This is a genomic window from Salinicola acroporae (assembly GCF_003206615.1).
Taxonomy (GTDB): Bacteria; Pseudomonadota; Gammaproteobacteria; order Pseudomonadales; family Halomonadaceae; genus Salinicola; species Salinicola acroporae.
In genome coordinates this window covers 523,573-549,067 of the sequence record NZ_PZJW01000006.1, presented here as the reverse complement: position 1 = coordinate 549,067, position 25,495 = coordinate 523,573, and the positions used below count along the sequence as shown (strand labels likewise).

The window sequence follows — 25,495 nt, the reverse complement described above, 5'->3', positions numbered from 1 at the left end:
GCGGATTCCCGACGACGCCCCGAGCTTCGGGGCGTCGTCGTTGCTACCGATGCCACTCAGGTCGACATTCCCTCAGTCGAGATCGAACTCGCTCCATACCGGTGCGTGATCGGAAGGCCTTTCCATGCCGCGCAGGTCGTAATCGATCCCGGACCGCCGAGTCGCACTCGCCAGGGGCTCGGTCACCAGGATGTAGTCGATCCGCAGGCCGCGCTTGGGCTCACGGTCGAAACCCTTGGAGCGGTAGTCGAACCAGCTGAAGAAATCGGTGCTATCGGGATGGCAGCGCCGGTAGCTGTCCTCCAGCCCCCATTCCTTCAGGCGGGCAAGCCACTCGCGCTCTTCCGGCTGGAAACTGGTCTTGCCCTCGCGTAGCCAGCGTTTGCGGTTCTCTTCACCGATGCCGATGTCGATGTCCGCCGGGGATATGTTGAAATCCCCCATGATCGCCACACGTTCATCGGGCCGATGGCGTTGCTCGAGCAAGGCGTTGAGGCCGGCGTAGAACGCCCGCTTGTTGGGATACTTGGTGGGGTGGGCGATATTCTCGCCCTGGGGAAAGTAGCCGTTCCACACCGTGATGGGCTGGCCATCGTTCATGGTCAACGTCACGCCGATCAGCCGGCGCTGCGCGTCCTCGCCGTCGTCCGGCAGCCCGTAGTGGACGGCCGCCGGTGCGGACCGGGTCAGCATGGCGACCCCGTAGTGCCCCTTCTGGCCGTGAAAATGGACGTGATAGCCCATGGCCTCCACGGCTTGCCTGGGAAACTCGCTGTCCTGGACTTTGGTCTCCTGCAGTCCGATCACGTCCGGCGCGTGCGTCTCGATCAGCGCCTCGAGCTGGTGGAGCCGCGCCCGGATGCCGTTGATGTTGAAAGAAACCAGGCGCATCAGTCGGAATCCTTGTCGTCGTTGGCGGGCTTGTGCAGGGGGAGTGGCGGGGCGCTCTGGCGTTGGCGCTTACGCTCGGCCTGCAGCTTGCGCTGCTGGGTCTTCTTGTCGACGTAGCGGCGCGACGGCGCGACTTCATCGGGATTGTCATGGCGCCAGCGGCGGTAATCCTTGCGCTTGCCGGTGCGGATCGTCACCTTGTCGGCCAGCGATCGGGTCTTTTTTCTGCGAGTCATGCGCGCGACCTATGAGCTTCTTGGCGGGTAATCGAGAGCGAGAGAATGACGGGTAGTTTAACAGCCAGCGCCGCGCCTGCCATCGAATACCCGAACCGGGCCCTGCGACGTTGATCGACTGGGCTCGCGACGTTGATCGACTGGGCTCGCGACGTTGGCGGGCGAGACTGGTACAATACCGTCGGCTCGCGCCGGGTGGTCTCTGCGCGAGATCGTCACTCGTCGCGTCGAGAACTCGCCCAGGAGGCGTGAACACCCCTCCCGTCGCGCCGATCACGGTGCTACCGGCCACCGGCACGGACAGCGCCGGCTCTCGCGAGTCAAACCGTCAATCGATTTCGGACATTCGTCATAACTATGAGTGAGTCTGACAACACCCAGGCCCCGGCACAGAACCGCAGACCCAAGCGGCGTCGGCGCAAGCCACGTAAATCGCAGTCGCGGAACACTTCGGGCTGGTCGCTGAAGCAGTTTCAGGTCGAGCCCGTTGCCGGACGCTGGCGATTCCACGATTTCGACCTGCCGAACCCGCTGATGAGAGCGATCCAGGCCGAAGGCTTCGAGTACTGCACGCCGATCCAGGCCGAGGCACTGATGCACACGCTGCTCGGTGGCGACGTCGTCGGCAAGGCGCAGACCGGTACCGGCAAGACCGCCGCATTTCTGATCTCGATGCTGGCCTACTTCCTGGAAGAGGAAGCGCCGGATGGCCAGAAGCCGGGGACGCCGCGCGCACTGATCGTCGCGCCGACCCGTGAGCTGGCGCTGCAGATCGAGAAGGACGCCAAGGCGCTGTCCCGTTTTACGTCACTACATGTGGCGAGTGTCGTCGGTGGCATGGACTACCAGAAGCAGCGTGACCAGCTGAGCAAGAACCTGGATATTCTGGTGGCCACCCCGGGGCGCCTGCTCGATTTCCAGCAGAAGCGGGATATCGATCTGTCCCAGGTCGAGGTGCTGGTCCTGGACGAGGCCGACCGCATGCTGTCGATGGGCTTCATTCCGGACGTCAAGCGGATCATCCGCTATACGCCCAAGCGTGAGGAGCGCCAGACCTTCCTGTTCTCGGCGACCTTCACCCCGGATATCCTCAATCTCTCGGAGCAGTGGACGCAGAATCCCGCTCACGTCGAGATCGAAGTGACCCACGACAACGCTGCCAACATCGACCAGCGCGTCTATCTGGTCAGTGACAACGAGAAGCGCAAGCTGCTGTTCAACCTGGTTCGCCAGGAAGCGATGGAGCGGGTGATCGTGTTCGGTAACCGTCGCGACCTGGTGCGCGAGCTGGATCAGTTGCTGCGCGACCAGGGCATCAACGCCGCCATGCTCTCCGGTGATGTGCCCCAGAACCAGCGCATCAAGACGCTCGAGCGCTTTCGCGAAGGCGAGATCACTGTGCTGGTGGCTACCGATGTCGCTGGACGCGGGATTCACATCGAGGATGTGAGCCACGTGATCAACTTCACGCTACCGGAAGACCCCGAGGACTACGTCCACCGTATCGGTCGGACCGGCCGTGCCGGCGCCAAGGGCGTGTCGATCAGCTTCGTCGGTGAGGAAGATGCCTTCTCGCTGCCCGAGATCGAAAACTATATCAACGGCAAGCTCCCCTGCGAGCATCCACCCGAGTCCATGATGTCGTGAGCCGATGGCGCCCTCGGCCGGCGCCGTGGTTCAATCGATGTTGTCGGACGACGTGATCGTCTCATGGCAATCGCCCACTTCTCGTGGGCGATCTCACCTCAGATAGTCCGCCCCGGAAAGCGCATGCTCGACGAATCCCTCAAGCAGGAAATCCAGGAGGCTTACCGGCGTGTGCTCGAAGGACTGGAGCTCACGCCGCGTTACGGCCAGCGCCTGATGATCGCGGAGATCGCGCGCACGCTGGCGTCGATCGAGCGGGACGAGCAGGGGCGCCGGACCTCCAACGAACACGTCTGCGTGCTGGAAGCGGGCACCGGGACTGGCAAGACGCTCGCCTATCTGTTGGCGGCGTTGCCGGTGGCCAAGGCCCGTGGCAAGCGGCTGGTGATCGCCACTGCCACGGTGGCGCTGCAGGAGCAGGTGCTCAATCAGGATCTGCCGATGCTCAAGGCCCACAGCGGCCTCGACTTCGAATACGCACTGGCCAAGGGGCGCGGCCGTTACCTGTGCGTGGCCAAGCTCGATCAGGCGCTGGATGGCGCCGAGCCCAACCCGACGCTATCGCTGTTCGAGCAGACCATCGCCACGGATGCCGGCGGGGATTTTCCGCAGCTGATCCAGGAGATGGCCGATACCTACGCTTCCGGCAACTGGGAAGGGGATCGTGACAGCTGGCCGGTCGCCATCGACGACCGGGACTGGCGTCGGCTGACCGTGGATCATCGCCAGTGCACCAACCGCCGCTGCGGGCATTTCGGCGCCTGCGCCTATTTCCGCTCGCGCCGGCATCTCGAACAGGCCGACATCATCGTCGCCAACCATGACCTGGTGCTGGCGGATCTCGCGCTGGGCGGGGGAATGGTGCTGCCGTCGCCCAAGGATTGCATCTACGTTTTCGATGAAGGGCATCACCTGCCGGACAAGGCGCTGGATCATTTCTACCATCGCTTCGGGGTCAACGGCGCGCTGCGCTGGCTGCGCACGCTGAAGAAGTCGCTGACCGAACTGAATACCGCGCTGGGTGCTCAGCCGACGCTGGCGCGACTGCTGGCGGCGTTCCCGGAGCGAATCGCGGCGCTGGAACCGCGACTGGGTGACGTCTATGCCATGGGGCATCGGATCGCAGGTCTGGATGCCGGCGCCGGCGACGAGACCCAGCACTTCCGGTTTCCCAATGGCAAGGCGCCGGCGCCGCTGGCCGATCTCGCCCAGCAACTGGTGATTCCCTTTGCCGAGCTGTCGCGGGATCTCGAGACGATGAGCGATATCCTGCGCGAGAGCCTCGATCCGGATAAATCCACCGGGCTTGCGCGTGAACAGGCGGAGCCCTGGCTGCCTCTGATGGCGCTGCTCCATGGCCGCGCCCTGGAGGCACACTCGCTGTGGTCCGCCATGGCCCAGCCGGATCCGGCGGGGCAGGCGCCACAGGCGCGCTGGCTGACGTTCCAGCACTTCGCTGGGGAGCCGGAGCTCACCTTCTCGGCCAGCCCGGTGTCGGCGGCGGAAACCCTGGCCCGGCACCTGTGGGGGAGCTGCTATGGTGCGGTGGTGACGTCTGCCACGCTGACGGCGCTCAACCGCTTCGAACGGCTCCAGGAACGGGCGGGGCTGGCCAATCGCTACCGTTATCAGCGCCTGCCAAGCCCGTTCGACTACTCGCGCGCGATTCTCAGCGTACCGCGGGAGGCCGTCGAGCCGGGCGATGCCATGGCCCATGATCGCTCGATCGTCCAGTTCATCGAAGGCTTGGGTGACGATGAAGCGGTGCTGGTGCTGTTCTCGTCGCGCAAGCAGCTTCGCAGTGTCGCCGATGCGCTGGAGGAGCCGTGGGCCTCGCGCCTGCTCTCTCAGGATCGACTGCCGAAAAGAGAGCTGCTGGAGCGTCACCGCGTTGCCGTCGACGCCGCCAAGGGCAGCCTGATCTTCGGTCTCGCGAGCTTCGCCGAGGGCATCGACCTCCCGGGGCGCTATCTGACCCATGTGGTGATCACCCGGCTGCCCTTTTCGGTACCGGACGACCCGGTCGGTGCCACGCTGGCCGAGTGGATCGAGAGCCAGGGCGGTAATCCGTTCATGCGGATCTCGGTACCGGATGCGTCGATCAAGCTGGTCCAGGCGTGCGGGCGGCTGATTCGCAAGGAGAACGACAGCGGCCGCATCTCGCTGTTGGACCGGCGCGTGCTGACGCGTCGCTATGGCAAGGCGCTGCTGGATGCGCTGCCACCGTTTCGACGTCAGATCGACGGGGTGGAGGCGGGCGAGCCGGTCAGAAGCTGATCGCTGGGCGCGAGGCCTCTGCCGGTGTGAAAATCTGTCGTCGTGAAAACGCCCGATGCTGATTGCAGCATCGGGCGTTTTCGCTATATCGACCCCTGCGGGTGATCGATTGCCGACAATGGCTCAGTCGCCGGTCTGCTGGCGGTTGCGCAGCGGCGTCGCAAGCTGCTCCGCCATCTGCGTCAACGTGCGCTCCGTGGTCGGCCAGTCGATGCAGGCATCGGTGATCGACACGCCATACTGGAGCTGACTCCGATCCTCGGGCACCTTCTGGCTGCCCCAGCCGATGTTCGATTCGATCATCAGCCCGATGATCGAGCGGTTGCCGTCGAGAATCTGGTGGGTCACGTTCTCCATCACCAGCGGCTGCAGCGCTGGATCCTTGTTGGAGTTGGCGTGGGAGCAGTCAACCATCAGGTTGGCCTTCAGGCCCGCCTTGTGCAGCTCCTGCTCGGCGAGGGTGACGCTGACGCTGTCGTAGTTGGGCTTGCCGTTGCCGCCCCGCAGCACCACATGTCCGTAGGCGTTGCCACGGGTGCGAATCACCGCGACCTGACCGGCTTGGTCGATACCCAGGAAATTGTGTGGGCTGGCCACCGACTGCAGCGCGTTGACGGCGACGTCGAGGCTGCCGTCGGTACCGTTCTTGAAGCCGACAGGGCCGGATAGGCCGGAGGCCATTTCGCGGTGAGTCTGGGATTCGGTGGTGCGGGCGCCCACCGCGGACCAACTGATGCAGTCCTGCAGATATTGCGGCGAGATCGGGTCCAGCGCCTCCGTGGCCAGCGGCAGCCCGATCTCGGCCAGATCCACCAGCAGTCGGCGGGCGATATGCAGACCTTCCTCGATCTCGAACGAGTCGTTGAGGTGCGGATCGTTGATCAGGCCTTTCCAGCCCACCGTGGTACGGGGTTTCTCGAAGTAGACTCGCATCACGATATAGAGGCTGTCGCTGACGGCATCGGCCAGCTTGCGTAGGCGCCTGGCGTAGTCGCGGGCCGCGTCCGGGTCGTGAATCGAGCAGGGGCCGATGACAACGAGCAGGCGAGGGTCTTCACGATCGAGAATGCGCTGGATGGTCTGGCGGCCTTCGATGACGGTGCGTTCGGCGGATTCCGAAAGTGGGATGTTCTGCTTCAACGCTTCCGGGGTAATCAGGAGATCCTGAGAAAGAACGTTGAGATTGTTGACCTGCTGTTCCGACATGCTGGGACCCGTTGGCTCTGGTAGTGACTGCGCGTGAAGCGCGTACTATGGAGGTTCAAGGGTACAAAAATCAACTTCGCGAGCCCGGCTGGCGCCGTCTCCCGGGAATCGAGCGGAAAATTGGCGGCTTGATGGGAGGGGCCAAAACGGCAACACTGGGCCAGCTTCGCGTGCTAATCCTTCGTTTCTGTTATAAGTTGCACGCCTGTCACTGAATCGCGAGCCCCAGGGGCTCCAGGTTGGATCATGAGCGTATTGTCTCCCAGTCACCATAGTCGTCATCGTTGTTCTGCTCTAGCGCGTCCCATCCCCAGTCGTTCGGGGAGGCGTTGAATGGGTGTTCGTGAGACCGATCAGCAACTCGTCGAGCGCGCGCAGAAGGGAGATACTCGGGCCTTCGATCTTTTGGTCAAAAAATACCAGCACAAGATTCTCGGGCTGATAAGCCGCTACGTTCAGGACCACTCCGAGGTGCAGGATGTGGCGCAGGAAGCTTTCATCAAGGCGTATCGCGCGTTGGGAAGCTTTCGCGCTGAAAGCGCCTTCTATACCTGGATGTATCGCATCGCCATCAATACGGCGAAGAACTATCTGGTCTCCCGGGGGCGACGGCCGCCGGGCAGCGATCTGGACATCAGTGATGCCGAGATCGTCGACCAGAGCGGGCGGCTGTCGGATATCGAGTCACCGGAAGCTGCCATCGCCCGCGACCAGCTCGAATCGGCCGTGTTCGCGGCCATCGAACAGTTGCCCGACGACTTGCGAACTGCGATCACGCTGCGCGAGTTCGATGGCCTCTCCTATGAAGATATCGCCACGATCATGGAGTGTCCCGTGGGCACCGTCCGCTCACGAATCTTCCGGGCGCGGGAGGCGGTCGACAAACATATCGAACCCTTGCTGGAACATGGCGCCCAGAACGCTGCCAATGGCTCCTGAGTCCCGTTGGCGCAGCGCTCGAATCGATCCGGTCGGCAATGGGGTGGCTAAAGATGAATCGAAAATGAACTGTTGCCGATTTCTGTCGTCATAGGGGGGGCAGGCGATAGCCAAGGTGTCGTCGACCGGTGACACGGCAGGCGATCAGGAGTCGGTGGCGAAAAAACAAGACTGGCGCATTGCAGCGCTAGCCCGCTGCAATGACAGGTCTTCGGGTGTTGCCCTGGGTGTCGCCGTCATTCAACACGTGGCAAGCCGTAAGGCGAGTGTGAGGGTGTGACTATGAAGCAGCTACACGAATCGTTCTCCGCATTGATGGACGACGAAGCCGATGAGTTCGATCTGAGACGAGTACTCAAGACATTGGGTACCTCGTCGCAGGAATCCGATACCTGGCGTCGATACCATCTGGCGCGCAGCATGATGCGGCGCGAGCGAGATGCGATCGTCGATGTCGATATCTCCGGCGACGTGATGGCGGCGTTGGCGGACGAGCCTGTGCCGGTTCAGGAGCCTGCCGGCCAGGCTGGCAAACGCCACGGTTTCTCGATGATGGGCGGCGCCGCCGTGGCGGCGGCGGTATCGCTGATGGTGATCACCGGCGTCCAGGTGTACAACGGCCGTTTCGAGGGCGACACCACCACGGCTTCCGATGTCGCCGCGAGCGGCGGGAGCGCCTCGCGAGCCGGAGACGTTGAGACGTCGTTGGCAGCCGACACCATGTCCGGCGGTCAGGGCGGCGCCATGCAAGCTTCCATGCAGGCGCCGGTATCCAGTGGCTTGCCCTATTCGCTGGGTGGCGGCGGGCCGGGAAGCGGCAACGGTGTGATGACCGTCGGCGAGCAGGTCATGCAGCCGATGTTCCTGTCGCCTAATGCCCGCCAGTCGCCCAATGTCGATCTCGAGCAGGCGCAGACGCTGCAATCCTATCTCGAACGTCACTCGGTCGGTGCCGCCTACAGCACGGGTGACAACTGGATGCCTCTGCTTCGCACGCCCGGCTCGCTGTCCGCGCAAGCGGGCGGAGCGGGAGCCACGGAAACGCGTTGATGGTTCGGTGCTACCTAGGGGTCGCGGCGATCTGTCTGGGCACGCTGCCGGGCGTCGCGCTGGCGCAAGCGGCCGCGGAGAGTTTCGACTGTCGCGACTTGGCTTCGACAAGTGACGACCCCGCTCCTAGGGCATTGTTCCAGCGAAGCCTTTGGGCGAGTCACTGCTACAACTTCCAGGCGCGAGCGGTGCGTATCAGCTATGACGGCGTGCGCACGCTGAGCCTGATTCATCGGGTGGAGGACGGTGTCGAGACCGAGATCGCCAGGTTTCTCGACGGCCCGCCCGTCGCGGTCAGGAAGGAGGGCAGCGTCGGCCAGGATTCGAGCCAGGGCGCGCTGGATTTTACCGCGGGGATTGCGCCGGGTGCCTTGACCGCGCAGATCGCGGCGCACTACGAGCTCCAGCCGATGGAGTTGGAGCGCATCGCGGGTCGTTCAGCATGGCGCCTCGATATCGAGCCACAGGACGCACTCCGCTTTGGCTACCGGCTATGGCTGGACAGCGAGACATCGCTGCCGCTGAAACGCGAAATGATCGGCGTCGACGGCCAGATTCTCGAGACCTTTCAGATCACCGACCTGCAGCCCCCCTCACTTTATCCCCACACTCTTCGCCTCGGTCCTGGCCTGTCGCCCGGCGAGTCGCCCTGGCAGGCGCAATGGTTGCCGGACGGTTTCACGCCGCAGCCGGTCCCCCCCGATAGCCCACGCCAGCGCGCGCGAGCGGAACACCGGATGTACAGTGATGGCTTGACCAGCATCAGCCTGTTCGTCGAACCCCTGGCGGGAGATCGGCGCCCGCTACTGGCGGGTATCCATCGTCTGGGCATTTCTTACGCTGCGGTTCGCCACGTTATTCACCAGGGCACGCCTATGCAGGTCCTGGTGCTGGGCGAGGCGCCTGCGGAAGTGCTCGCGCGTATCGCCTCGAGCGTGACATGGGAGGAGAGAGAGGGCAGCGGTGCCAGTGTGATCGGCGCCTCCTCCGGAGCGCAGCAGCGCGATGGCGTCGGCCCCCCGGATCCCGATTCCTGAGTCGGCGTCTGCCACGGTCGATACCGGGCCGGCGGCCGTCGTCGCTGCAAAGAAACTTTACATCCCGTTGAACTCTTGCCGCCTTTTATTATCAATGAGAGTGTCGCCGTTGCCTGACTCCAGGTACGGCGTGGATTCGATGCGTGAGGTTCTTGCGTGACCTTTACCCCTCGGGCATCGGTCTGTTCAACGTGTGACTCCCTAAGTCTTTTTCCAGTGTTTAGGAGTGTTTAATGGAACGCATGACAAGATGGTTCGCTCCGTGGCTGTTGATGGTCGTCACCCTGTGCGCTTTCCAGGCCGCTCAGGCGCGCGAACTGCCGGATTTCACCCAATTGGTCAAGCAGGCCGCTCCCGGCGTGGTCAACATTTCCACGACCAGCAGCGTCAGCGCGCCCGCCGGGCCCTACGGCCAGCAGGATGTTCCCGAGATATTCCGCCGCTTCTTCGGAGACCAGATGCCACCGATGCCCGGAATGCCCCAGGGTGAGGAGGAGCGCAAGTCGTTGGGTTCGGGATTCGTCATCCGCAAGGATGGCTACATCTTGACCAACGCCCATGTGGTCAAGGATGCCGACGAGATCACGGTACGGCTCAATGATCGCCGCGAACTGCCGGCCAAGCTGGTAGGCTCGGATCCGCGCACCGACGTGGCACTTCTGAAGGTCGATGCCAACGACCTGCCGACGCTCAAGATCGGCAACTCGGATGATCTCGAAGCCGGCGAGTGGGTCGCCGCCATCGGTTCGCCCTTCGGTTTTGACCATTCGGTGACGGCCGGTATCGTCAGCGCCATCAACAGGACGCTGCCTAGCGAGACCTACGTGCCGTTCATCCAGACCGACGTCGCCATCAACCCGGGTAACTCCGGCGGTCCACTGTTCAATCTCGACGGCGAAGTGGTAGGTATCAATTCACAGATCTATACCCGGAGCGGCGGCTTCATGGGGCTCTCTTTCGCGGTCCCGATCAGCGTCGCCATGAACGTGGCCGACCAGCTGCGCACCGAAGGTCATGTCAGCCGGGGCTGGTTGGGTGTCGTGATCCAGCCCGTCTCCAAGGATCTTGCGGAGTCGTTCGGTCTCGACGGTACCAACGGGGCGTTGGTCTCCGATGTCAGCGACGACAGCCCGGCACAGAAAGCGGGTCTCAAGGCGGGTGACGTCATTCTCAGTGCCGATGGTGCCGATATCGACGACTCCACGACCCTGCCACGGCTGATCGGCCAAGTGGCGCCGGGAGACGAAGTGAAGCTCCAGGTCATGCGCGATGGCGACAAGCGCGAAGTGGACGTCACCGTCGGCGACTGGCCGGAAGAGATGAATGCCGATGGCGCGCCGTCCTCGCGTTCTTCCGACGACCAGACCAAGCTCGGAATCGCGATCAGCGATCTCAGCGACCAGGAGAAACAGCAACTGGATATCGACCAGGGCGCGCTCGTTCGCCGTGTCGATCCGCGTGGCGCGGCTGCGGCAGCCGGGATCCAGCCGGGCGACGTGGTCGTCGGCTTCGACCAGAAGCCGGTCGAGAGCGCCGACCAACTGATCGATGCGGTCAAGAAGGCGGATGACGATCGTGCCATCCCGGTACGCATCGTGCGCGACGGCAATTCGCTGTTCGTGGCACTACGGCTGAAGGCCAAAGGCTGACCGGCATCGGTCGGCAGCCCATGGCTGTCCGCTACACGGCCCCGCTTCGGCGGGGCCGTGTGCTTTGGGCTTGTTGCTGTCCTTGCCTCGGTCATGTCGGTACAATGCGCCACATTCGTCATCGAGCGCACGCTGGAAGAGAACGACACCATCGGCGTTTTCTCGGCAACAGTGCCACCGTGTGGACTGCGCGCGTACAAATTACCGGTAAGGCTTAAATGGCAGACGCTGCAAGCAACGAGCAACTGAAGTTCATCCGCAACTTCTCGATCATCGCCCACATCGATCACGGCAAGTCCACGCTAGCCGACCGCATCATCCAGTTCTGCGGTGGGTTGACGGAGCGTGAGTTGAAGGAGCAGGTGCTCGACTCGATGGATCTCGAGCGCGAGCGCGGCATTACCATCAAGGCGCAGTCGGTCACGCTCGACTATCACGCCCAGGATGGTAATACCTACCAGCTCAACTTCATCGACACGCCGGGCCATGTCGACTTCTCCTACGAGGTGTCTCGTTCGCTCTACGCTTGCGAAGGGGCGCTGCTGGTGGTCGATGCCGCCCAGGGAGTCGAGGCGCAGTCGGTCGCCAACTGTTACACCGCCATCGAGCAGAATCTCGAAGTGCTCCCGGTGCTCAACAAGATGGACCTGCCTCAGGCCGATCCGGATAAAGTCGCCCACGAGATCGAGGAGATCATCGGTCTCGAGGCGCATGACGCCGTGCGCGTTTCAGCCAAGAGCGGCCTCAACATCGATCTGTTGCTCGAGCGTCTGGTTCGCGACATTCCGCCACCCAAGGGCGATCGAGAGGGGCATCTGCAGGCATTGATCATCGACTCCTGGTTCGACAACTATCAGGGCGTCGTGTCGCTGGTGCGGCTGTTCGACGGCACGCTGAAGAAGGGCGACAAGATCCAGATGAAGTCGACTGGTCGCGACTGGGAGGTGACCGATATCGGTTACTTCACCCCCAAGCAGAATTCCACCGGCATCCTGCGGGCGGGGGAGGTGGGGTTCGTCATCGCCGGGATCAAGGACATCCAGGGCGCCCCGGTCGGCGATACCATTACCCACACCAAGACCAAGGACGTGCCACGCCTGCCCGGGTTCCAGAAAGTGAAGCCGCAGGTCTACGCCGGCATGTTCCCTGTCAGCTCCGACGACTACGAGGACTTTCGCGACGCGCTCGAGAAGCTGGCCCTCAACGATGCCTCGCTCGACTACGTGCCGGAGAACTCCGACGCGCTCGGGTTCGGGTTCCGCGTCGGCTTTCTGGGCACGCTGCACATGGAGATCGTCCAGGAGCGCCTGGAACGCGAATACGACATCGACCTGCTGACCACGGCGCCTACGGTCAATTACGAAATCCTGATGGACAACGGCGACCTGGTGACCATCTCCAATCCGTCGAAACTGCCGGACATGGCCAACGTGTCTGAGATGCGCGAGCCGATCGTGCGCGCCACCATTCTGGTTCCGCAGGAGTACGTGGGCAACGTCATTTCGGAATGCGTCAACCGTCGTGGGGTCCAGCTCGACATGCAGGTGCTCGGCAGCCAGATGCAGCTCGTCTACGAACTGCCGATGGCCGAAGTCGTCATGGATTTCTTCGATCGGCTCAAGTCGATCTCCAAGGGCTATGCCTCTCTCGATTACAGCTTCGAGCGATTCGACGCGGCCAAGCTGGTGCGTTTGGATATCCTCATCAATGGGGAACGCGTCGATGCGCTGGCGGTGATCATCCACCGCGATCACGCCCATTCTCGCGGCCGCATTCTGGTCGACAAGATGAAGGAGCTGATTCCCCGCCAGATGTTCGACGTGGCGGTCCAGGCGACGATCGGCGGCAGCGTCGTCGCGCGATCCACGGTCAAGGCGCTGCGCAAGAACGTGACCGCCAAATGCTATGGCGGTGACACCACGCGCAAGAAGAAACTGCTGGAGAAGCAGAAAGCCGGCAAGAAACGCATGAAGCAGGTGGGTCGGGTCGAAATCCCCCAGGATGCGTTTCTCGCCGTTCTCAAAGTGAACGAGTAGGAAAAACATTTCATGGATTTTTCGTTGTTACTGGTGTTGGCTGTCGCCATCACGGGGCTCGTCTGGCTGTTGGACAGCCTGTTTTGGCGTCGTTCCCGTCGCCAGCGCCAGCAGGCGGCCGCCGAAGCGCAGGGTAATGAGAAGTCGGCCGGCTACAAGGACCCCTGGCCGGTCGACTACGCCCGCTCCTTCTTCCCGGTGCTACTGATCGTCCTGGTACTGCGTAGCTTCGTCATCGAGCCTTTCCAGATTCCTTCCGGTTCCATGCGCCCGACCCTGGAAGTCGGCGATTTCATCCTGGTCAACAAGTTCGCCTACGGCCTGCGCCTGCCGGTCATCAATACCGAAATCGCGGATGTCGGAGAGCCCCAGCGCGGTGATGTCATGGTTTTCCGGTTCCCCGAGGATCCCTCGGTCAACTTCATCAAGCGGGTCATCGGCCTGCCCGGTGATCGTATCCGTTACGAGAACAAGCAGCTCTACGTCAACGGCGAGCCAGTGCCCAAGTCGATGACCGACCCCGATCCTGCCGAGGCTCCAGGCGAGGAGCTGTTCGAAGAGCATCTCGGCGATGTCGACCACCATATCTTCAATAACCCGCAGAGCCCCGGCCCGCAGATGCGGGAGATCGTGGTGCCCGACCATGAGTATTTCATGATGGGCGACAACCGCGACCACTCCAACGACAGCCGTTACTGGGGGTTCGTGCCGGAGAAGAATATCGTCGGCAAGGCGTTCGCGGTCTGGATGCACTGGGATGGTGGATTGCCTAGCTTCAGTACGGTACGCCAGATAAACTGATTCTTATATAACTCGCCATCGATCCTGGGCCGGGCCTCTTGAAGCCCGGTCCTGGGCTTGCTGGTCGGCGGCAGGATCCGCATGGCAGGCGACGGGGCCTTCCCGCGCCCGCCTTGCTACGGATACAGCGGCTCTTCGTTTCAAAGACAACGACTCAATGGGAATGACGTGAGTGATCCTCTGCAAGGCTTCAGTCGTCGTATCGGTCACGATTTCCGTGATCCGACGCTGCTGGAACTGGCGCTGACGCATCGTAGCGTGGGCGGCGCCAACAATGAGCGGCTCGAGTTTCTGGGCGATTCGATCGTCAATTTCGTGATCGGCGAGGCGCTGTTCAAGCGTTTCCCGGCGGCTCGCGAAGGGCAGCTGTCCCGCCTGCGAGCCGGGCTGGTCAAGGGCCAGACCCTCGCCGTGGTGGCGCGCGAGTTCGAGCTGGGAGAGTGCCTGCGGCTGGGCTCGGGCGAGATGAAGAGCGGCGGCCATCGGCGCGACTCCATCCTGGCCGATGCGCTGGAAGGCGTAATCGGTGCGATCTATCTCGATGCCGGCATGGACGTCGCGCGCAGCCGGGTGCTGGCCTGGTTCGGGACCCGGTTGGAAGCGATCGATCTGCACAATACCCAGAAAGATCCCAAGACCCGGCTTCAGGAGTTCCTGCAGTCTCGTCAACAGGCGCTGCCCCGATACGAGGTAATTTCGGTGGAGGGCGAGGCACATGCCCAGACGTTCAGCGTCGAGTGTCACGTCTCCATGCTCGCCGAGTCGCCGACGCTGGGTGAAGGCTCCAGTCGACGAATCGCCGAGCAGCAAGCCGCCGAGCTTGCGTTGTCCAGACTCGAACCATCAAAGGGCAAGCGCCAATGACACAGAGCTGTGGTTTCGTCGCCATCGTCGGGCGGCCCAACGTGGGTAAATCGACGCTGATGAACCGCATCCTGGGGCAGAAGATCTCCATCACCTCCCGGCGTCCGCAAACCACGCGCCATCAGGTCATGGGCATCAAGACGATAGATGAGGCGCAGTTCATCTACGTCGACACTCCCGGTATCCATCTGCAGACCCGCGATCGCAACAAGGCGATCAACCGGTTCATGAACCAGGCGGCCACCCAGGCGTTGCGCGACGTCGATTGCGTGGTCTTCCTGGTCGATCGTACGCGCTGGACGGACGAGGACCAGGTCGTCCTCGACAAGCTCACCCACGTGGAAGCGCCGGTGATCCTGGCGGTCAACAAGGTCGATTGGCTCGAGGACAAGACGACCTTGCTGCCGTGGCTGGAGTCGCTCTCCGCCAGGCGCGAGTTCGCCGCCATCCTGCCGATCTCGGCCAAGCACGGTACCAACGTGCCGGAACTCGAGGGCGAGGTTGCCAAACGTCTGCCGGAAGGCGTGCACTACTTCCCGGATGACCAGATCACCGACAAGAGTCAACGGTTTCTGGCCGCCGAACTGGTTCGCGAGAAGGTCATGCGCCAGCTGGGCGACGAACTGCCCTATCAGATGACCGTCGAGATCGAAGAGTTTCGTGACGAGGGCAAGGTCATCCACATCAGCGCGTTGATGTTGGTCGAACGCCAGGGTCAGAAGAAGATTCTGATCGGCGACAAGGGGGAGCGGATCAAGAAGATCGGCATCGAGGCGCGCCAGGAGATGGAGCGGGCTTTCGACAGCAAGGTCATGCTCAACCTGTGGGTCAAGGTCAAGCGCGGCTGGTCGGACGATGACCGGGCGCTCAAGAGCCTTGGCTACCATCTCGACTGACCCGCCGGTCGCTCGATCGACGAACTGACTCGAGCAGGGATTTGCGCGCTCCTCTCAAGAGGCCTTGGCAATGACGCCCCAGCCGGCTTATCTGCTGCACAAGCGGCCCTATCGGGAAACCAGCGCCCTGGTCGATGTCATTACCCTGGAGCACGGTCACGTTCGCGCCGTCGCCCAGGGGGTGCAGCGGGCGGGGAGCAAGTCCCGCGCCAAGCTGCAGCCGTTCGCGCCGCTGCATCTGACCTGGGTCGGCGACGGCGATCTCAAGCGTCTGCGGATGATGGAGACCACCCACAGCGCCGTATTGCTGGCTGGCGAGGGCCTGCTCTGCGGACTCTACGCCAATGAGCTGCTGACGCGGGCGCTGCCGGTCGGGCTGCCGACGAGTGATCTCTTCGCCATCTACGCCTGGACGATCGAACGGCTTACCCGGCCGGCCGAACGTGCCACCAGCCTCAGGCGGCTCGAGATCACGCTGCTCGAGACACTGGATGCCGAACCGGTCTTCCTCGAGACGGACGACAGCCCGCTCGATCCTTCCACGCGTTATACCTATGTCGCCGAAAGTCGCCGTTTCACTCCCATTGGCGTGCAACAGCCCGGTTGGGATGGCCGCAGTCTCAAACTGCTGGCCCGCGGCGACTGGGAGGCGCCCGGGCTGGCTGGCCTCAGCAAGGCGCTGACCCGGGCGGCGCTGGCGCCGCTGATTGGCCATCAGCCATTGCGTTCCCGGGAGCTGATGCAGCGACTCAGTCAGCGCCGTCGTCAGGGGCGTGCCTGACCCCCGGGTATCGCCGGGACGCGGGTAGCGTCCTCGACCTGGGTTGCCCCTATCCTTTCTTTACCGCTTCAAGGAGTTCCAGTTCATGATCGCTACTCGTATTCAACTGGGGGTCAACATCGACCATGTCGCGACGTTGCGCCAGGCCCGCGGCACCCGCTATCCCGACCCGGTCCAGGCGGCGCTGCTGGCCGAGGAGGCCGGTGCCGACGGTATCACCTTGCATCTGCGCGAGGACCGACGCCATATCCAGGAGCGGGATGTCGAACTGATCGCGGCAGTTCTCAACACGCGCATGAACCTGGAGATGGCCGTCACCGAGGAGATGGTCACCCTCGCCGAGCGGCTGAAGCCGGCGGATGTCTGCCTGGTGCCGGAAAAGCGGGAAGAGCTGACGACCGAGGGTGGGCTGGATGTGGTAGCCAGTCGTGATGCGGTCGCCAGCGCCTGCGAGCGGCTGCGGGCGGCGGGCTGCCAGGTGTCGCTGTTCGTCGACCCCGAGCCTGCGCAGATTCAGGCGTCGTTCGAGGTGGGGGCGCCCGTGGTCGAGTTGCATACTGGTGCCTACGCGGAGGCGACAGGCGATGCACGTCGTCTCGAGTATGCGCGGTTGACTGCGGCGGCGGAGTTCGCGAGTGAGCTGGGCTTGGTGGTGAATGCCGGGCATGGGCTCCACTATCACAACGTCGAAGCCGTCGCGGCGATTCCTGGCGTTCACGAGCTCAACATCGGCCACGCGATCATCGCCCGTGCCCTGTTCGTCGGGCTCAAGGAGGCCGTGGGGGAAATGAAGCGGCTGATGGTGGCGGGCCAGGAGTCGGGACTGATAGCCCAGATCGAATCTTTTGACCACGACCACGACCACGAATAGCGCTGTCAGTTGATGTCGGTCATCGCCTGGTCCTCGGCCCACAGGGTCAGGCGATCGCAGGCCGCTATCAATTCACGAAACGCCTCTTCGCATTCGTCGATGGCGCCATGACCACAGCGCCGCTCCAGCTCGTCGCAAGCCGCCGCGAGTTGCGGAACGCCGCAGTAGCGACAGCCGCCCCCGAGCTGGTGGACTCGCTCCCGCAGCAGGGCGACATCACGCCGTTGCCAGGCGACGTGCAGGTCCTGGCGGTGCCTTGGCAGCTCCGCGATCAGCAGGGTCATCAGTTCGACGACCAGCGCCTCGCGACCGCCGCTGCGCTCCCGGGCCTGTGCCTTGTCGACGACCGGCAGGTCGCCGGCATGAGCCAGGGAGTTCGGTGCCGGCAAGTCGGCTTCTTCCCCCGCCTGTCCCGGCTCGGCTATATCGGGCGTGATTCTCGCCGTGTCCGATTGCGGCTCCGTGTTCGGCGATTCGGCGAGGGGCAGATACCTCGCCAGTACCTCCCGCAGCAGGCGTTCGTCCAGCGGCTTGGTCAGGACCTCGGCGACCTCATCGTTCGTTACCACGTCGTGGCCATGGGCGTCTCGGCCGGCTGTCATGGCGACGACGGGCGTGCGGGCCCAATCCGCGCTCAAGCGCCGCAGGAGGTTCGCGGCCTCGAAGCCGTTGGCATCCGGCAGGTGCAGATCCATCAGCACCAGGTCGATCGAGGTTTCCGAGGCGATGGCGACGGCCTCTGCCGCGGTGCCGGCCACTACCACCTTGGCGCCAATGATGGGCAGTACCGCGTCGAGGTAGTGCTGCGAGACTTCGTCGTCGTCGACGACCAGCACGCGGGGACGGGGTGGCATGGCTCGCTGGCGGCTCTCCGCGAGCATCTTGGCTAGGGTGCGGCCCAGCATGTAGCGGGATATCGGCAGTCTGAGCACGACGCTTCCCTTCGGGAGTCGCCAGTCCAGGGCCTTCGTCGGCGCCAGGTTGGCGATCACCAGGCAAGGTTGGGGAATGGCGTCGAAGCGTTGTTGCCAGAGGTCCCGAGTTGCGGGAGCGAGTGCGTTGTCGTCGATGCCGATGATGAGTAGCTGACTCGTGTCATCCGCGGACGGCAAGGAATCCGCTGTGGCGATGACTCTCGGCAGTGCGTGCCAGCGTCTCAGGGCGTAGTCCAGCAGATGGGCCAAGCGCGTGTGGGGCTGCCACATACCGATCCTGGCGCCTCCGAGATCGAACTCTGCCGGCCGAACGTAGGGCTCGCAGGCCTCGAACCCGAGTCGGGAAACGATCGTCTGGCTCCCGCCCCGACGCTCACCCAGCGCCAGAGAACCATTCATCTCCGCCGCCAGACGATGGCAGATGGCGAGACCCACGCCATCCTCGGCGTTGGCGGAGCGGGTCTCGCCTTGCGCGATCAGCCGACGCAGCCGCTCACGGTTGGCGGGGGTGGCGTTGCCGCCGTCGCTCACGCTCAGTCGTAGTTTCACGGCGCTGCCTTCCCGGTTCTCGAGCACGATACGCGTGACGACGTCGCCCTCGCCGCCATACTTGATGGCGTTGTTGACCAAGTTGGTCAGTAGCTGACGGACGGCGATGTCGGCACCGATTAGCCGGGGCGGGACATCGTCGTAGACGATGGCCAGCAGGGTAATTCGCTTGGCCTGCGCGAGCGGTGTCTGAAGACAGAGGACTTCCCACAGCACCTCGGCGATATCGAACACGTTGTTCGTCCGGCAGCGACGGGGATCTCCCAGCACATGGTCGACGGTATCCAGCAGGCCATTGGAGGCCAGGTGAATATGGCGCAGCCACTCGCGCTGCTGCGCGTCGAGGGGGCTGTTTTCCAGCAGACGACAAAAGCCGAGCAGGCCGGAGAGTGGCGCGCGCAGTTCATGGCTCATGTAGGTCAAGTTGCTCTCCTCGCGGGCTGTCGGGAGAGGCTCGGCATTGCCGGCTAACGTCGCCTGGTCGGATTCCGGGGTGCTTCGGGCGTGCCTCGCTGCGCGTGCCGAGCGCCGCCAGGCCAGGGCCGCGGGTATCAGCAGCAGCAGCGACAGCATCGGCATCAGGGCGGGGAGGGGGCTTTGCGAATACTTACTGGCTCTGGAAGGATCGAGGGTCAGGTCCAGCCAGTAACTGCGAGACGATGACAGCGCCAGGAAGTCGCCCAGCGGTTGTATCCATCGCTGCATGCCATCCTCGTGCCAGGACATCGGGGTCGCCGGAAGCGTCGCCAGTGGCGCGGGAGGCGCGGAGCCGGTGAAGTCTCGTGAGGCGCCGCTGTCATCTCGCAAGGTGGCGTTGACGATCGCCGGATCATCGGTCAGGCGGTCCAGCAATTGATGGACTCGCGCGATGTCTTCATTCTGCGCGGCTTCGGCCAACGACGGCGTGAACACACGATTGATGCTTTGCAGGCGCCGGGAGAGCATCTGGTCGTTGACTCGATGCCAGTCCCATGCGTGCCACCCGGTGATGCCCAGCAGCAGCGCCGATAGCAGCAGCGAGAGAATGATCAGCCAGCGTGAAGCCATGAGTTTTCCGAAGCCTTTGCGTTTCCAATCGATTCTATCGGCGAATACGGTCAAAACCGTAGCGTCTGCCGTAACCGCAGTCGATCGCGGTGTAAAAAATGGCTTCAGCATCGTGTCGTAGCATTGCCGAAGTCGCGATGACCGGGTGGGGAGTGCTGTCATGTCCCCCGCCGGCTTCGATATACTGTCGCCACTCTCTACCATCGGTTTGCGGACCGAAAACGTTCAGGCTCTGGCTCTAGGACACTCACTATGGCATTCCCCACGCTTGCGCAGACCGTCGGCAATACGCCGCTGGTCCGACTCGCGCGTATCTCCGCCGGACGCGACAACACGATTCTGGCCAAGCTGGAAGGCAACAACCCCGCGGGCTCGGTCAAGGATCGCCCGGCGCTGTCCATGCTTCGCGAAGCGGAGGCCCGCGGCGACATCTCTCCTGGCGACACGCTGATCGAGGCGACCTCCGGCAATACCGGCATCGCGCTGGCCATGGCGGCGGCGGTGATGGGTTACCAAATGGTCCTGATCATGCCGGACAATGCCTCGAGCGAGCGCAAGCAGGCCATGGCGGCCTATGGTGCCAGGCTGATCGGCGTCAGCAAGGAGGCGGGCATGGAGGGCGCCCGGGACCTGGCAGACGAGATGATCGCCCGGGGAGAAGGCAAGCCGCTCAACCAGTTCGCCAACCCCGACAACCCTCTGGCGCACTACCGCACCACAGGCCCTGAGTTGTGGGAGCAGACCGCGGGGCGTATCACGCACTTCGTCAGCGCCATGGGCACCACCGGTACGATCATGGGGACCTCGCGCTATCTGAAGGAGCGCAACCCCTCGATCCAGATCGTCGGCCTGCAGCCGGCCGATGGCGCCAGCATTGCCGGTATCCGACGCTGGCCGGAAGCCTATCTTCCCGAGATCTTCGAACCGCAGCGGGTCGACAGCGTACTCGATATCGGCCAGCAGGAGGCCGAGGAACACATGCGCCGGCTGGCACGGGAGGAGGGCATTCTCGCAGGCGTTTCCTCCGGCGGTGCCCTGGCGGGCGCATTGCGGGTCGCCGAGCGAGTCGACAACGCCGTCATCGTGTTCATCGTCTGCGATCGCGGCGACCGTTATCTTTCCACCGGCCTCTACGCGCCGGAAGCCTGACCATGGCGATGCTGGGAAAGAGACGAACGCCGGCCGTGCGCCGGGAGCGCCAGGCGTCGCCACCTGCTCCCGCGGTGACTGCGGAAGCGGGCACGCTGGTTATCGAGAGGCTGGCCCACGACGGGCGTGGCGTCGCGCGCGACGAGGAAGGCAAGACGGTATTCGTCGATGCGGCCTTGCCGGGAGAGCGGGTCGAGGTGGCGATACACCGTCAGCGCAAGCGCTATGATGAGGCCCATGTCCGCGAGCGACTCAGCGATGCCGCGACTCGCGTCGAACCGCCCTGCGTCCACGCGACACGCTGCGGCGGGTGCGACCTCCAGCATTTGAACGTCGCCGGGCAGCGCGAGCACAAGCGCGAGGTACTGATCGATCTGCTCGGACGCCAGGGAATCGATGCCCCGCAAAACGTGGCGATATTGAAGGGCGACGACGCCGGCTACCGGCGTCGGGCCAGGCTCGGCGTCAAATGCGACGCCCAGGGCCGGATCCATCTCGGCTTTCGCGCGCGGGGCAGCGAGCAGTTGGTCGACATTGACAGCTGCCATGTGCTGGCGCCTGCCCTGGCGAGACTGCTGCCGCGACTGCGGGCCCAGCTCGAGACGCTCGAGGCGCCGCGCCACGTCGGCCATCTCGAGCTGCTGCTGACCGATGCCGAGATCGTCACCGTGGTCGTCCGCCAACTGCGCCATGTGCCGGAGGACGAGCACCGCTGGCGGTCGTTCGCGGCGCGCGAGGCGCTGGCCTGTGCCGTTCGCCGCGGGCGGGGGACGACCGAGCTGGTCTGGCTGAGCGACCAGCCGCGACTGGCCACGACCGTGTCCGGGTCCCGCCGGCCGATATCGCTGGCGCTGGCGCCGGGCGACTTCCTGCAGGTCAATGCCCACATCAACCAGCGGCTGATCGACACCCTTCGGGACTGGCTGGCGCCGGCACATGACGACTCCCTGCTCGACCTGTTCGCCGGTATCGGCAACTTCTCGCTGGCTCTGGCCGAGGGCGCTGCCAGGATCACCGCTGTCGAAGGTAGCAATGCGATGGTCGAACGCCTGCGGGACAATGCCAGGCTGAACGGTCTCGATGTCGATGCCCTGCAGGCCGATCTCAGTGATCCCGGCGAACTGGTGGATACCTTGATTGCCGAGCACGACACGGTGCTGCTGGATCCTCCGCGCGAGGGTGCCAGCGCGATCTGCCGGCGATTGGCGGGGAGCGGCGTGACGCGAGTGGCTTACGTCTCCTGCGATCCAGCGTCGCTGGCGCGGGACGCGGCTCTCTTGCTGGCCGGCGGTTTCGTACTGTCGCGCCTGGCGATGGCCGACATGTTCCCTCACACGGCACATCTGGAATCACTCGCGTTGTTCGAACGGCCAGCCCGTTCCGGGCGGCCAAGGCATCGAAACGAAGGCCACGACACTCCAGCTTCGGGAGGCAGGCACTAGCATGGTGAAGGTGCGAGAAAGCGAACCGCTGGTCGACGATGGCAGTGTCGATCTGGATCTGTGGGTGAAGCGGCTGCAGCAAGAGGTCGAACTGCGAGATCCCGGGCGTATCCTTCAGGCCTGCCAACTGGCCCTGCGGGCCAGCGAGCGGGACACTCAGGGTAACGAGGCGCTCGCCGACCAGACGCTGTTGACCGGCCTGGAAATGGCCGACATCCTCAGCCAGCTCAAGCTGGACCAGCAGACGTTGGAGGCCGCGATTCTCTATCGCGGCGTCCGCCGCGGACTGCTGAGCCTGGAGAGCGTTGCCAAGCAGATGGGGGAGGAGGTCGCCAAGCTGATCGAGGGCGTGCTCAGCATGGCCGCGATCAGTCAACTGCAGGCCCCCAAGCACGGATTGTCGCAGCACAACCAGCAGGACAACCTGCGCAAGATGCTGGTGACCATGGTCGACGACGTTCGCGTCGCGCTGATCAAGATCGCCGAGCGTACCTGCATGTTGCGGCAGGTCAAGGATGCCTCGCGGGAGAAGCGTCTGCGCGTCGCGCGCGAGGTCTTCGATATCTATGCGCCGCTGGCACATCGGCTCGGCATTGGCCAGGTCAAGTGGGAGCTCGAGGACCTGGCCTTTCGCTACCTGCACGAAACCGAGTACAAGTCGATCGCCAAGCAACTGGCGGAGAAGCGCCTCGATCGCGACCGTTACATCCACGAGGTGGTGGAAACCCTCGAAACGCTGCTCGAGCGCCAGGGAATCCTGCGCTACCAGGTCGATGGCCGGGCAAAGCACATCTATTCGATCTGGCGCAAGATGCAGCGCAAGCGCATCGACTTTTCCCAGGTCTACGATGTCCGGGCGGTGCGCATCCTGGTGCCCGAGATCGCCGACTGCTACACCACGCTCGGCGTGGTCCATTCGCGTTGGCACCACGTCCCCAACGAATTCGACGACTACATCGCCAACCCCAAGAAGAACGGCTATCAGTCGCTGCATACGGCCGTCATCGGCCCCGAGAACAAGGTGCTCGAGATTCAGGTGCGCACCTTCGCCATGCACGAGGAGGCGGAACTCGGCGTCTGCGCGCACTGGCGTTACAAGGGGATGGATACCGACGCCAAGAGCCGGGGGTACGAGGAGAAGATCGCCTGGCTTCGTCAGGTGCTCGAGTGGCAGGAAGAAGTGGGCGACGTGGGCGATTTCCGGGAGGGGCTGGCAAGCGACGTGGCGCCGGACCGGATCTACGTGTTCACCCCGGATGGCCACGTCATCGACATGCCGCAGATCGCGACGCCGATCGACTTCGCCTATCGCGTGCATACCGAGATCGGCCACCGTTGCCGCGGCGCCAAGGTGGACGGCCGCATCGTCCCGTTGACCTACCTGCTCAAGACCGGCCAGCAGGTCGAGATCCTGACCGCGACCAAGAGCGCGCCGAGCCGGGACTGGATCAATCCCAATCTCGGCTATGTCCGCACGTCCCGCGCTCGGTCCAAGATCCAGGCCTGGTTCAAGCTGCAGGCGCGGGAGCAGAATCTCGACGAGGGCAAGGCGATCTTCGACCGCGAGTTTCGTCGCCTCGACATCGACGGGGTCGATCTCGAGCGGCTGGCGGGGGCGGTCAACTACACCTCGGTTGAGGACATGTATGCCGCCATCGGCGCCGGCGACCTGCGTATTGGCCAGGTATTGCATCAGGCCCAGCAGCTGTTCGGCGAGAGTGACGACCAGGAGCAGCTCGATCGCCTGCTGACCAAGCCTCGTCGGCACCAGGGCAAGGAGCCCAGCGATGGCATCACCGTGCTGGGCGTCGGCAATCTCAAGACGGCAATGGCCAATTGCTGCCACCCGGTGCCCGGCGACCAGATCATCGGCTACATCACCCAGGGTCGAGGGGTCACCGTCCATCGCCAGGATTGCCCCAACGTACTCCAGCTCCGCAGTGAGGAGCCCAGGCGCATCGTCGATGTCGAGTGGGGCCAGAAAGAGCGCGCCCAGTATCCGGTGGATATCGAGATCGAAGCATGGGATCGCTCCGGACTGCTGCGCGACGTGACTCACGTGCTCTCCAGTGATCGGGTCAATGTGACTTCCGTCAACACCGTCACCGACAAGCTCGACAACATCGCGCGGATGCGGATCACGCTGGAGATCGAGGGGCTGGAAGCGCTCGAGCGCATCTTTTCGCGTATCCAGCAGTTGCCCAACGTGATTGACGTCAAACGGCTGCGGCAAGGCCACGGACAGGCATAGGAGCCGGTATGCAGGACAGCAACGCCACGACACCGCCGAACGATGGCCGCCATTCGCTCGATGACCTGCTGACGTTGATGGCGGTGCTGAGGGATCCGCATCACGGTTGCCCCTGGGATATCAAGCAGACTTGGGACACTATCGTCCCCCATACCTTGGAAGAGGCCTACGAAGTCGCCGACGCCATCGAGCGCCGAGCGTTCGATGAACTTCCCGGCGAATTGGGCGACCTGCTTTTTCAGGTGGTCTACTACAGTCAGTTCGCCAGAGAAGAAGGGCGCTTCGATTTCGACGATATCGTGCATACCTTGACGGCGAAGATGCTGCGACGTCACCCCCATGTCTTCCCGGACGGCACGCTGAATTCCCGTCGTAAAGCGGGCGACGGCACGACCCCGCCAGTGGCCGAGAGCCGGGTCAAGGCTCGCTGGGAAGCACTCAAGGCCGAGGAGCGCGAGGCCCGTGTTGCTTCCACCTCTCAACGACTCTCGGCACTGGACGACATTCCCGCGGCGCTGCCCGCGCTGAGCCGTGCCGCCAAGCTGAGCAAGCGAGCCGCCGGCGAAGGCTTCGACTGGCCGGACGAGGGTGGCGTCATCGACAAGATCCGGGAGGAGCTGGCGGAAGTCGAATCGGCGCTGGCCGACGACGACCGGGCCCACGCCCAGGAAGAGGTCGGCGATCTGCTGTTCGCTGTCGTCAATCTGGCCCGGCGGCTGGGGTGCGATCCGGAGCAGCAACTGCGCCGCACCAATGCCAAGTTCGAGCGGCGTTTCCGCCATGTCGAGGGGGCGCTGGCACGGGATGGCACCACCCCCCGTGATGCCACGCTGGAGGAGATGGAACGCCACTGGCAGGCGGCGAAACAGGAAGAGGCCACCACGGGCATTTCGTCCATGTCGTAAATTTACGACCAATGTCGCTTCCGTTCCGGTCGATTC

The 25,495-nt window shown here is 63.7% G+C and carries 20 protein-coding genes; 16 read left to right on the top strand and 4 right to left on the bottom strand.

Features of this window, described 5'->3' with window-relative positions:
* Positions 1-72: 72 nt before the first annotated feature.
* Positions 73-891 carry an exodeoxyribonuclease III gene (gene xthA / locus DOM54_RS11895; RefSeq protein WP_110716507.1) on the bottom strand — a complete coding sequence of 273 codons (819 nt, stop codon included), beginning with the start codon at positions 889-891 and terminating at the stop codon, positions 73-75.
* Positions 891-1,127 carry a hypothetical protein gene (locus DOM54_RS11890; RefSeq protein WP_110716506.1) on the bottom strand — a complete coding sequence of 79 codons (237 nt, stop codon included), beginning with the start codon at positions 1,125-1,127 and terminating at the stop codon, positions 891-893. Before DOM54_RS11890 ends, xthA begins: the two co-directional genes overlap by 1 nt.
* Before the next feature lie 357 nt (positions 1,128-1,484).
* Here DOM54_RS11890 and rhlB point away from each other — a divergent pair, with 357 nt between their 5' ends.
* Positions 1,485-2,774, top strand: a complete 1,290-nt coding sequence (gene rhlB / locus DOM54_RS11885; RefSeq protein ID WP_110716505.1) for an ATP-dependent RNA helicase RhlB — start codon at positions 1,485-1,487, stop codon at positions 2,772-2,774.
* A 123-nt stretch (positions 2,775-2,897) separates the two neighbouring features.
* Positions 2,898-5,051, top strand: a complete 2,154-nt coding sequence (gene dinG, locus DOM54_RS11880) for an ATP-dependent DNA helicase DinG (protein WP_110716504.1) — start codon at positions 2,898-2,900, stop codon at positions 5,049-5,051.
* A 123-nt stretch (positions 5,052-5,174) separates the two neighbouring features.
* Here the strand turns inward: dinG and DOM54_RS11875 are convergent, their stop codons facing one another.
* Entirely contained in the window at positions 5,175-6,257 is a 1,083-nt protein-coding gene (locus DOM54_RS11875; protein ID WP_110716503.1) for a 3-deoxy-7-phosphoheptulonate synthase, read from the bottom strand.
* A gap of 333 nt (positions 6,258-6,590) precedes the next feature.
* Between DOM54_RS11875 and rpoE the strand changes: the two genes are divergently transcribed.
* The 10 genes from rpoE (at position 6,591) to pdxJ (ending at position 17,181) form a co-directional block, all read left to right on the top strand.
* Positions 6,591-7,196: an RNA polymerase sigma factor RpoE gene (gene rpoE / locus DOM54_RS11870; RefSeq protein WP_110716502.1), complete on the top strand. Its 606-nt coding sequence runs from the start codon at positions 6,591-6,593 to the stop codon at positions 7,194-7,196.
* A gap of 282 nt (positions 7,197-7,478) precedes the next feature.
* On the top strand, positions 7,479-8,246 hold the full coding sequence (locus tag DOM54_RS11865) for a sigma-E factor negative regulatory protein (RefSeq protein ID WP_110716501.1): 768 nt from the start codon (positions 7,479-7,481) through the stop codon (positions 8,244-8,246).
* Positions 8,246-9,283, top strand: a complete 1,038-nt coding sequence (locus DOM54_RS11860) for a MucB/RseB C-terminal domain-containing protein (protein ID WP_110716500.1) — start codon at positions 8,246-8,248, stop codon at positions 9,281-9,283. Before DOM54_RS11865 ends, DOM54_RS11860 begins: the two co-directional genes overlap by 1 nt.
* A 233-nt stretch (positions 9,284-9,516) precedes the next feature.
* Entirely contained in the window at positions 9,517-10,932 is a 1,416-nt protein-coding gene (locus DOM54_RS11855) for a DegQ family serine endoprotease (protein ID WP_110716499.1), read from the top strand.
* 218 nt (positions 10,933-11,150) lie between these two features.
* Positions 11,151-12,968 carry a translation elongation factor 4 gene (gene lepA, locus DOM54_RS11850; protein WP_110600057.1) on the top strand — a complete coding sequence of 606 codons (1,818 nt, stop codon included), beginning with the start codon at positions 11,151-11,153 and terminating at the stop codon, positions 12,966-12,968.
* A 12-nt stretch (positions 12,969-12,980) separates the two neighbouring features.
* The gene (gene lepB, locus DOM54_RS11845) at positions 12,981-13,769 is read left to right on the top strand and encodes a signal peptidase I (protein ID WP_110716498.1); all 789 of its coding nucleotides are present in this window, start codon (positions 12,981-12,983) and stop codon (positions 13,767-13,769) included.
* Positions 13,770-13,949: 180 nt separating this feature from the next.
* Positions 13,950-14,633, top strand: coding sequence for a ribonuclease III (gene rnc / locus DOM54_RS11840; protein ID WP_281430470.1), 684 nt, complete (start codon positions 13,950-13,952; stop codon positions 14,631-14,633).
* A complete protein-coding gene (gene era / locus DOM54_RS11835; protein WP_110716497.1) occupies positions 14,630-15,529 on the top strand; it encodes a GTPase Era in 900 nt (299 codons plus the stop codon). The genes rnc and era overlap by 4 nt, the downstream gene beginning before the upstream one ends.
* A gap of 70 nt (positions 15,530-15,599) precedes the next feature.
* Positions 15,600-16,310: a DNA repair protein RecO gene (recO, locus tag DOM54_RS11830; protein ID WP_110716496.1), complete on the top strand. Its 711-nt coding sequence runs from the start codon at positions 15,600-15,602 to the stop codon at positions 16,308-16,310.
* An 85-nt stretch (positions 16,311-16,395) separates the two neighbouring features.
* A complete protein-coding gene (gene pdxJ / locus DOM54_RS11825) occupies positions 16,396-17,181 on the top strand; it encodes a pyridoxine 5'-phosphate synthase (protein ID WP_110716495.1) in 786 nt (261 codons plus the stop codon).
* Positions 17,182-17,186: 5 nt separating this feature from the next.
* Here the strand turns inward: pdxJ and DOM54_RS11820 are convergent, their stop codons facing one another.
* Entirely contained in the window at positions 17,187-19,712 is a 2,526-nt protein-coding gene (locus DOM54_RS11820; RefSeq protein WP_162619844.1) for a response regulator, read from the bottom strand.
* Between the two features lie 252 nt (positions 19,713-19,964).
* On the opposite strand from DOM54_RS11820, the gene cysM reads away from it, so the two are divergent.
* Genes cysM through mazG form a run of 4 tightly spaced genes read left to right on the top strand, consistent with a single transcriptional unit; the run spans position 19,965 to position 25,459 of the window.
* The gene (gene cysM / locus DOM54_RS11815; RefSeq protein WP_110716493.1) at positions 19,965-20,861 is read left to right on the top strand and encodes a cysteine synthase CysM; all 897 of its coding nucleotides are present in this window, start codon (positions 19,965-19,967) and stop codon (positions 20,859-20,861) included.
* A gap of 2 nt (positions 20,862-20,863) precedes the next feature.
* Positions 20,864-22,303, top strand: a complete 1,440-nt coding sequence (rlmD, locus tag DOM54_RS11810; RefSeq protein WP_110716492.1) for a 23S rRNA (uracil(1939)-C(5))-methyltransferase RlmD — start codon at positions 20,864-20,866, stop codon at positions 22,301-22,303.
* Position 22,304: 1 nt separating this feature from the next.
* Positions 22,305-24,554 carry a GTP diphosphokinase gene (gene relA / locus DOM54_RS11805; protein WP_110716491.1) on the top strand — a complete coding sequence of 750 codons (2,250 nt, stop codon included), beginning with the start codon at positions 22,305-22,307 and terminating at the stop codon, positions 24,552-24,554.
* Positions 24,555-24,562: 8 nt separating this feature from the next.
* A complete protein-coding gene (mazG, locus tag DOM54_RS11800; protein ID WP_110716490.1) occupies positions 24,563-25,459 on the top strand; it encodes a nucleoside triphosphate pyrophosphohydrolase in 897 nt (298 codons plus the stop codon).
* Positions 25,460-25,495 lie beyond the last annotated feature (36 nt).

Excerpts from the sequence above, each read along its gene's own strand:
- xthA (WP_110716507.1), bottom strand. The coding sequence starts at position 891 with ATGCGCCTGGTTTCTTTCAACATCAACGGCATCCGGGCGCGGCTCCAC.
- DOM54_RS11890 (WP_110716506.1), bottom strand. The coding sequence starts at position 1,127 with ATGACTCGCAGAAAAAAGACCCGATCGCTGGCCGACAAGGTGACGATC.
- rhlB (WP_110716505.1), top strand. The coding sequence starts at position 1,485 with ATGAGTGAGTCTGACAACACCCAGGCCCCGGCACAGAACCGCAGACCC.
- dinG (WP_110716504.1), top strand. The coding sequence starts at position 2,898 with ATGCTCGACGAATCCCTCAAGCAGGAAATCCAGGAGGCTTACCGGCGT.
- DOM54_RS11875 (WP_110716503.1), bottom strand. The coding sequence starts at position 6,257 with ATGTCGGAACAGCAGGTCAACAATCTCAACGTTCTTTCTCAGGATCTC.
- rpoE (WP_110716502.1), top strand. The coding sequence starts at position 6,591 with ATGGGTGTTCGTGAGACCGATCAGCAACTCGTCGAGCGCGCGCAGAAG.
- DOM54_RS11865 (WP_110716501.1), top strand. The coding sequence starts at position 7,479 with ATGAAGCAGCTACACGAATCGTTCTCCGCATTGATGGACGACGAAGCC.
- DOM54_RS11860 (WP_110716500.1), top strand. The coding sequence starts at position 8,246 with ATGGTTCGGTGCTACCTAGGGGTCGCGGCGATCTGTCTGGGCACGCTG.
- DOM54_RS11855 (WP_110716499.1), top strand. The coding sequence starts at position 9,517 with ATGGAACGCATGACAAGATGGTTCGCTCCGTGGCTGTTGATGGTCGTC.
- lepA (WP_110600057.1), top strand. The coding sequence starts at position 11,151 with ATGGCAGACGCTGCAAGCAACGAGCAACTGAAGTTCATCCGCAACTTC.
- lepB (WP_110716498.1), top strand. The coding sequence starts at position 12,981 with ATGGATTTTTCGTTGTTACTGGTGTTGGCTGTCGCCATCACGGGGCTC.
- era (WP_110716497.1), top strand. The coding sequence starts at position 14,630 with ATGACACAGAGCTGTGGTTTCGTCGCCATCGTCGGGCGGCCCAACGTG.
- recO (WP_110716496.1), top strand. The coding sequence starts at position 15,600 with ATGACGCCCCAGCCGGCTTATCTGCTGCACAAGCGGCCCTATCGGGAA.
- pdxJ (WP_110716495.1), top strand. The coding sequence starts at position 16,396 with ATGATCGCTACTCGTATTCAACTGGGGGTCAACATCGACCATGTCGCG.
- DOM54_RS11820 (WP_162619844.1), bottom strand. The coding sequence starts at position 19,712 with ATGGCTTCACGCTGGCTGATCATTCTCTCGCTGCTGCTATCGGCGCTG.
- cysM (WP_110716493.1), top strand. The coding sequence starts at position 19,965 with ATGGCATTCCCCACGCTTGCGCAGACCGTCGGCAATACGCCGCTGGTC.
- rlmD (WP_110716492.1), top strand. The coding sequence starts at position 20,864 with ATGGCGATGCTGGGAAAGAGACGAACGCCGGCCGTGCGCCGGGAGCGC.
- relA (WP_110716491.1), top strand. The coding sequence starts at position 22,305 with ATGGTGAAGGTGCGAGAAAGCGAACCGCTGGTCGACGATGGCAGTGTC.
- mazG (WP_110716490.1), top strand. The coding sequence starts at position 24,563 with ATGCAGGACAGCAACGCCACGACACCGCCGAACGATGGCCGCCATTCG.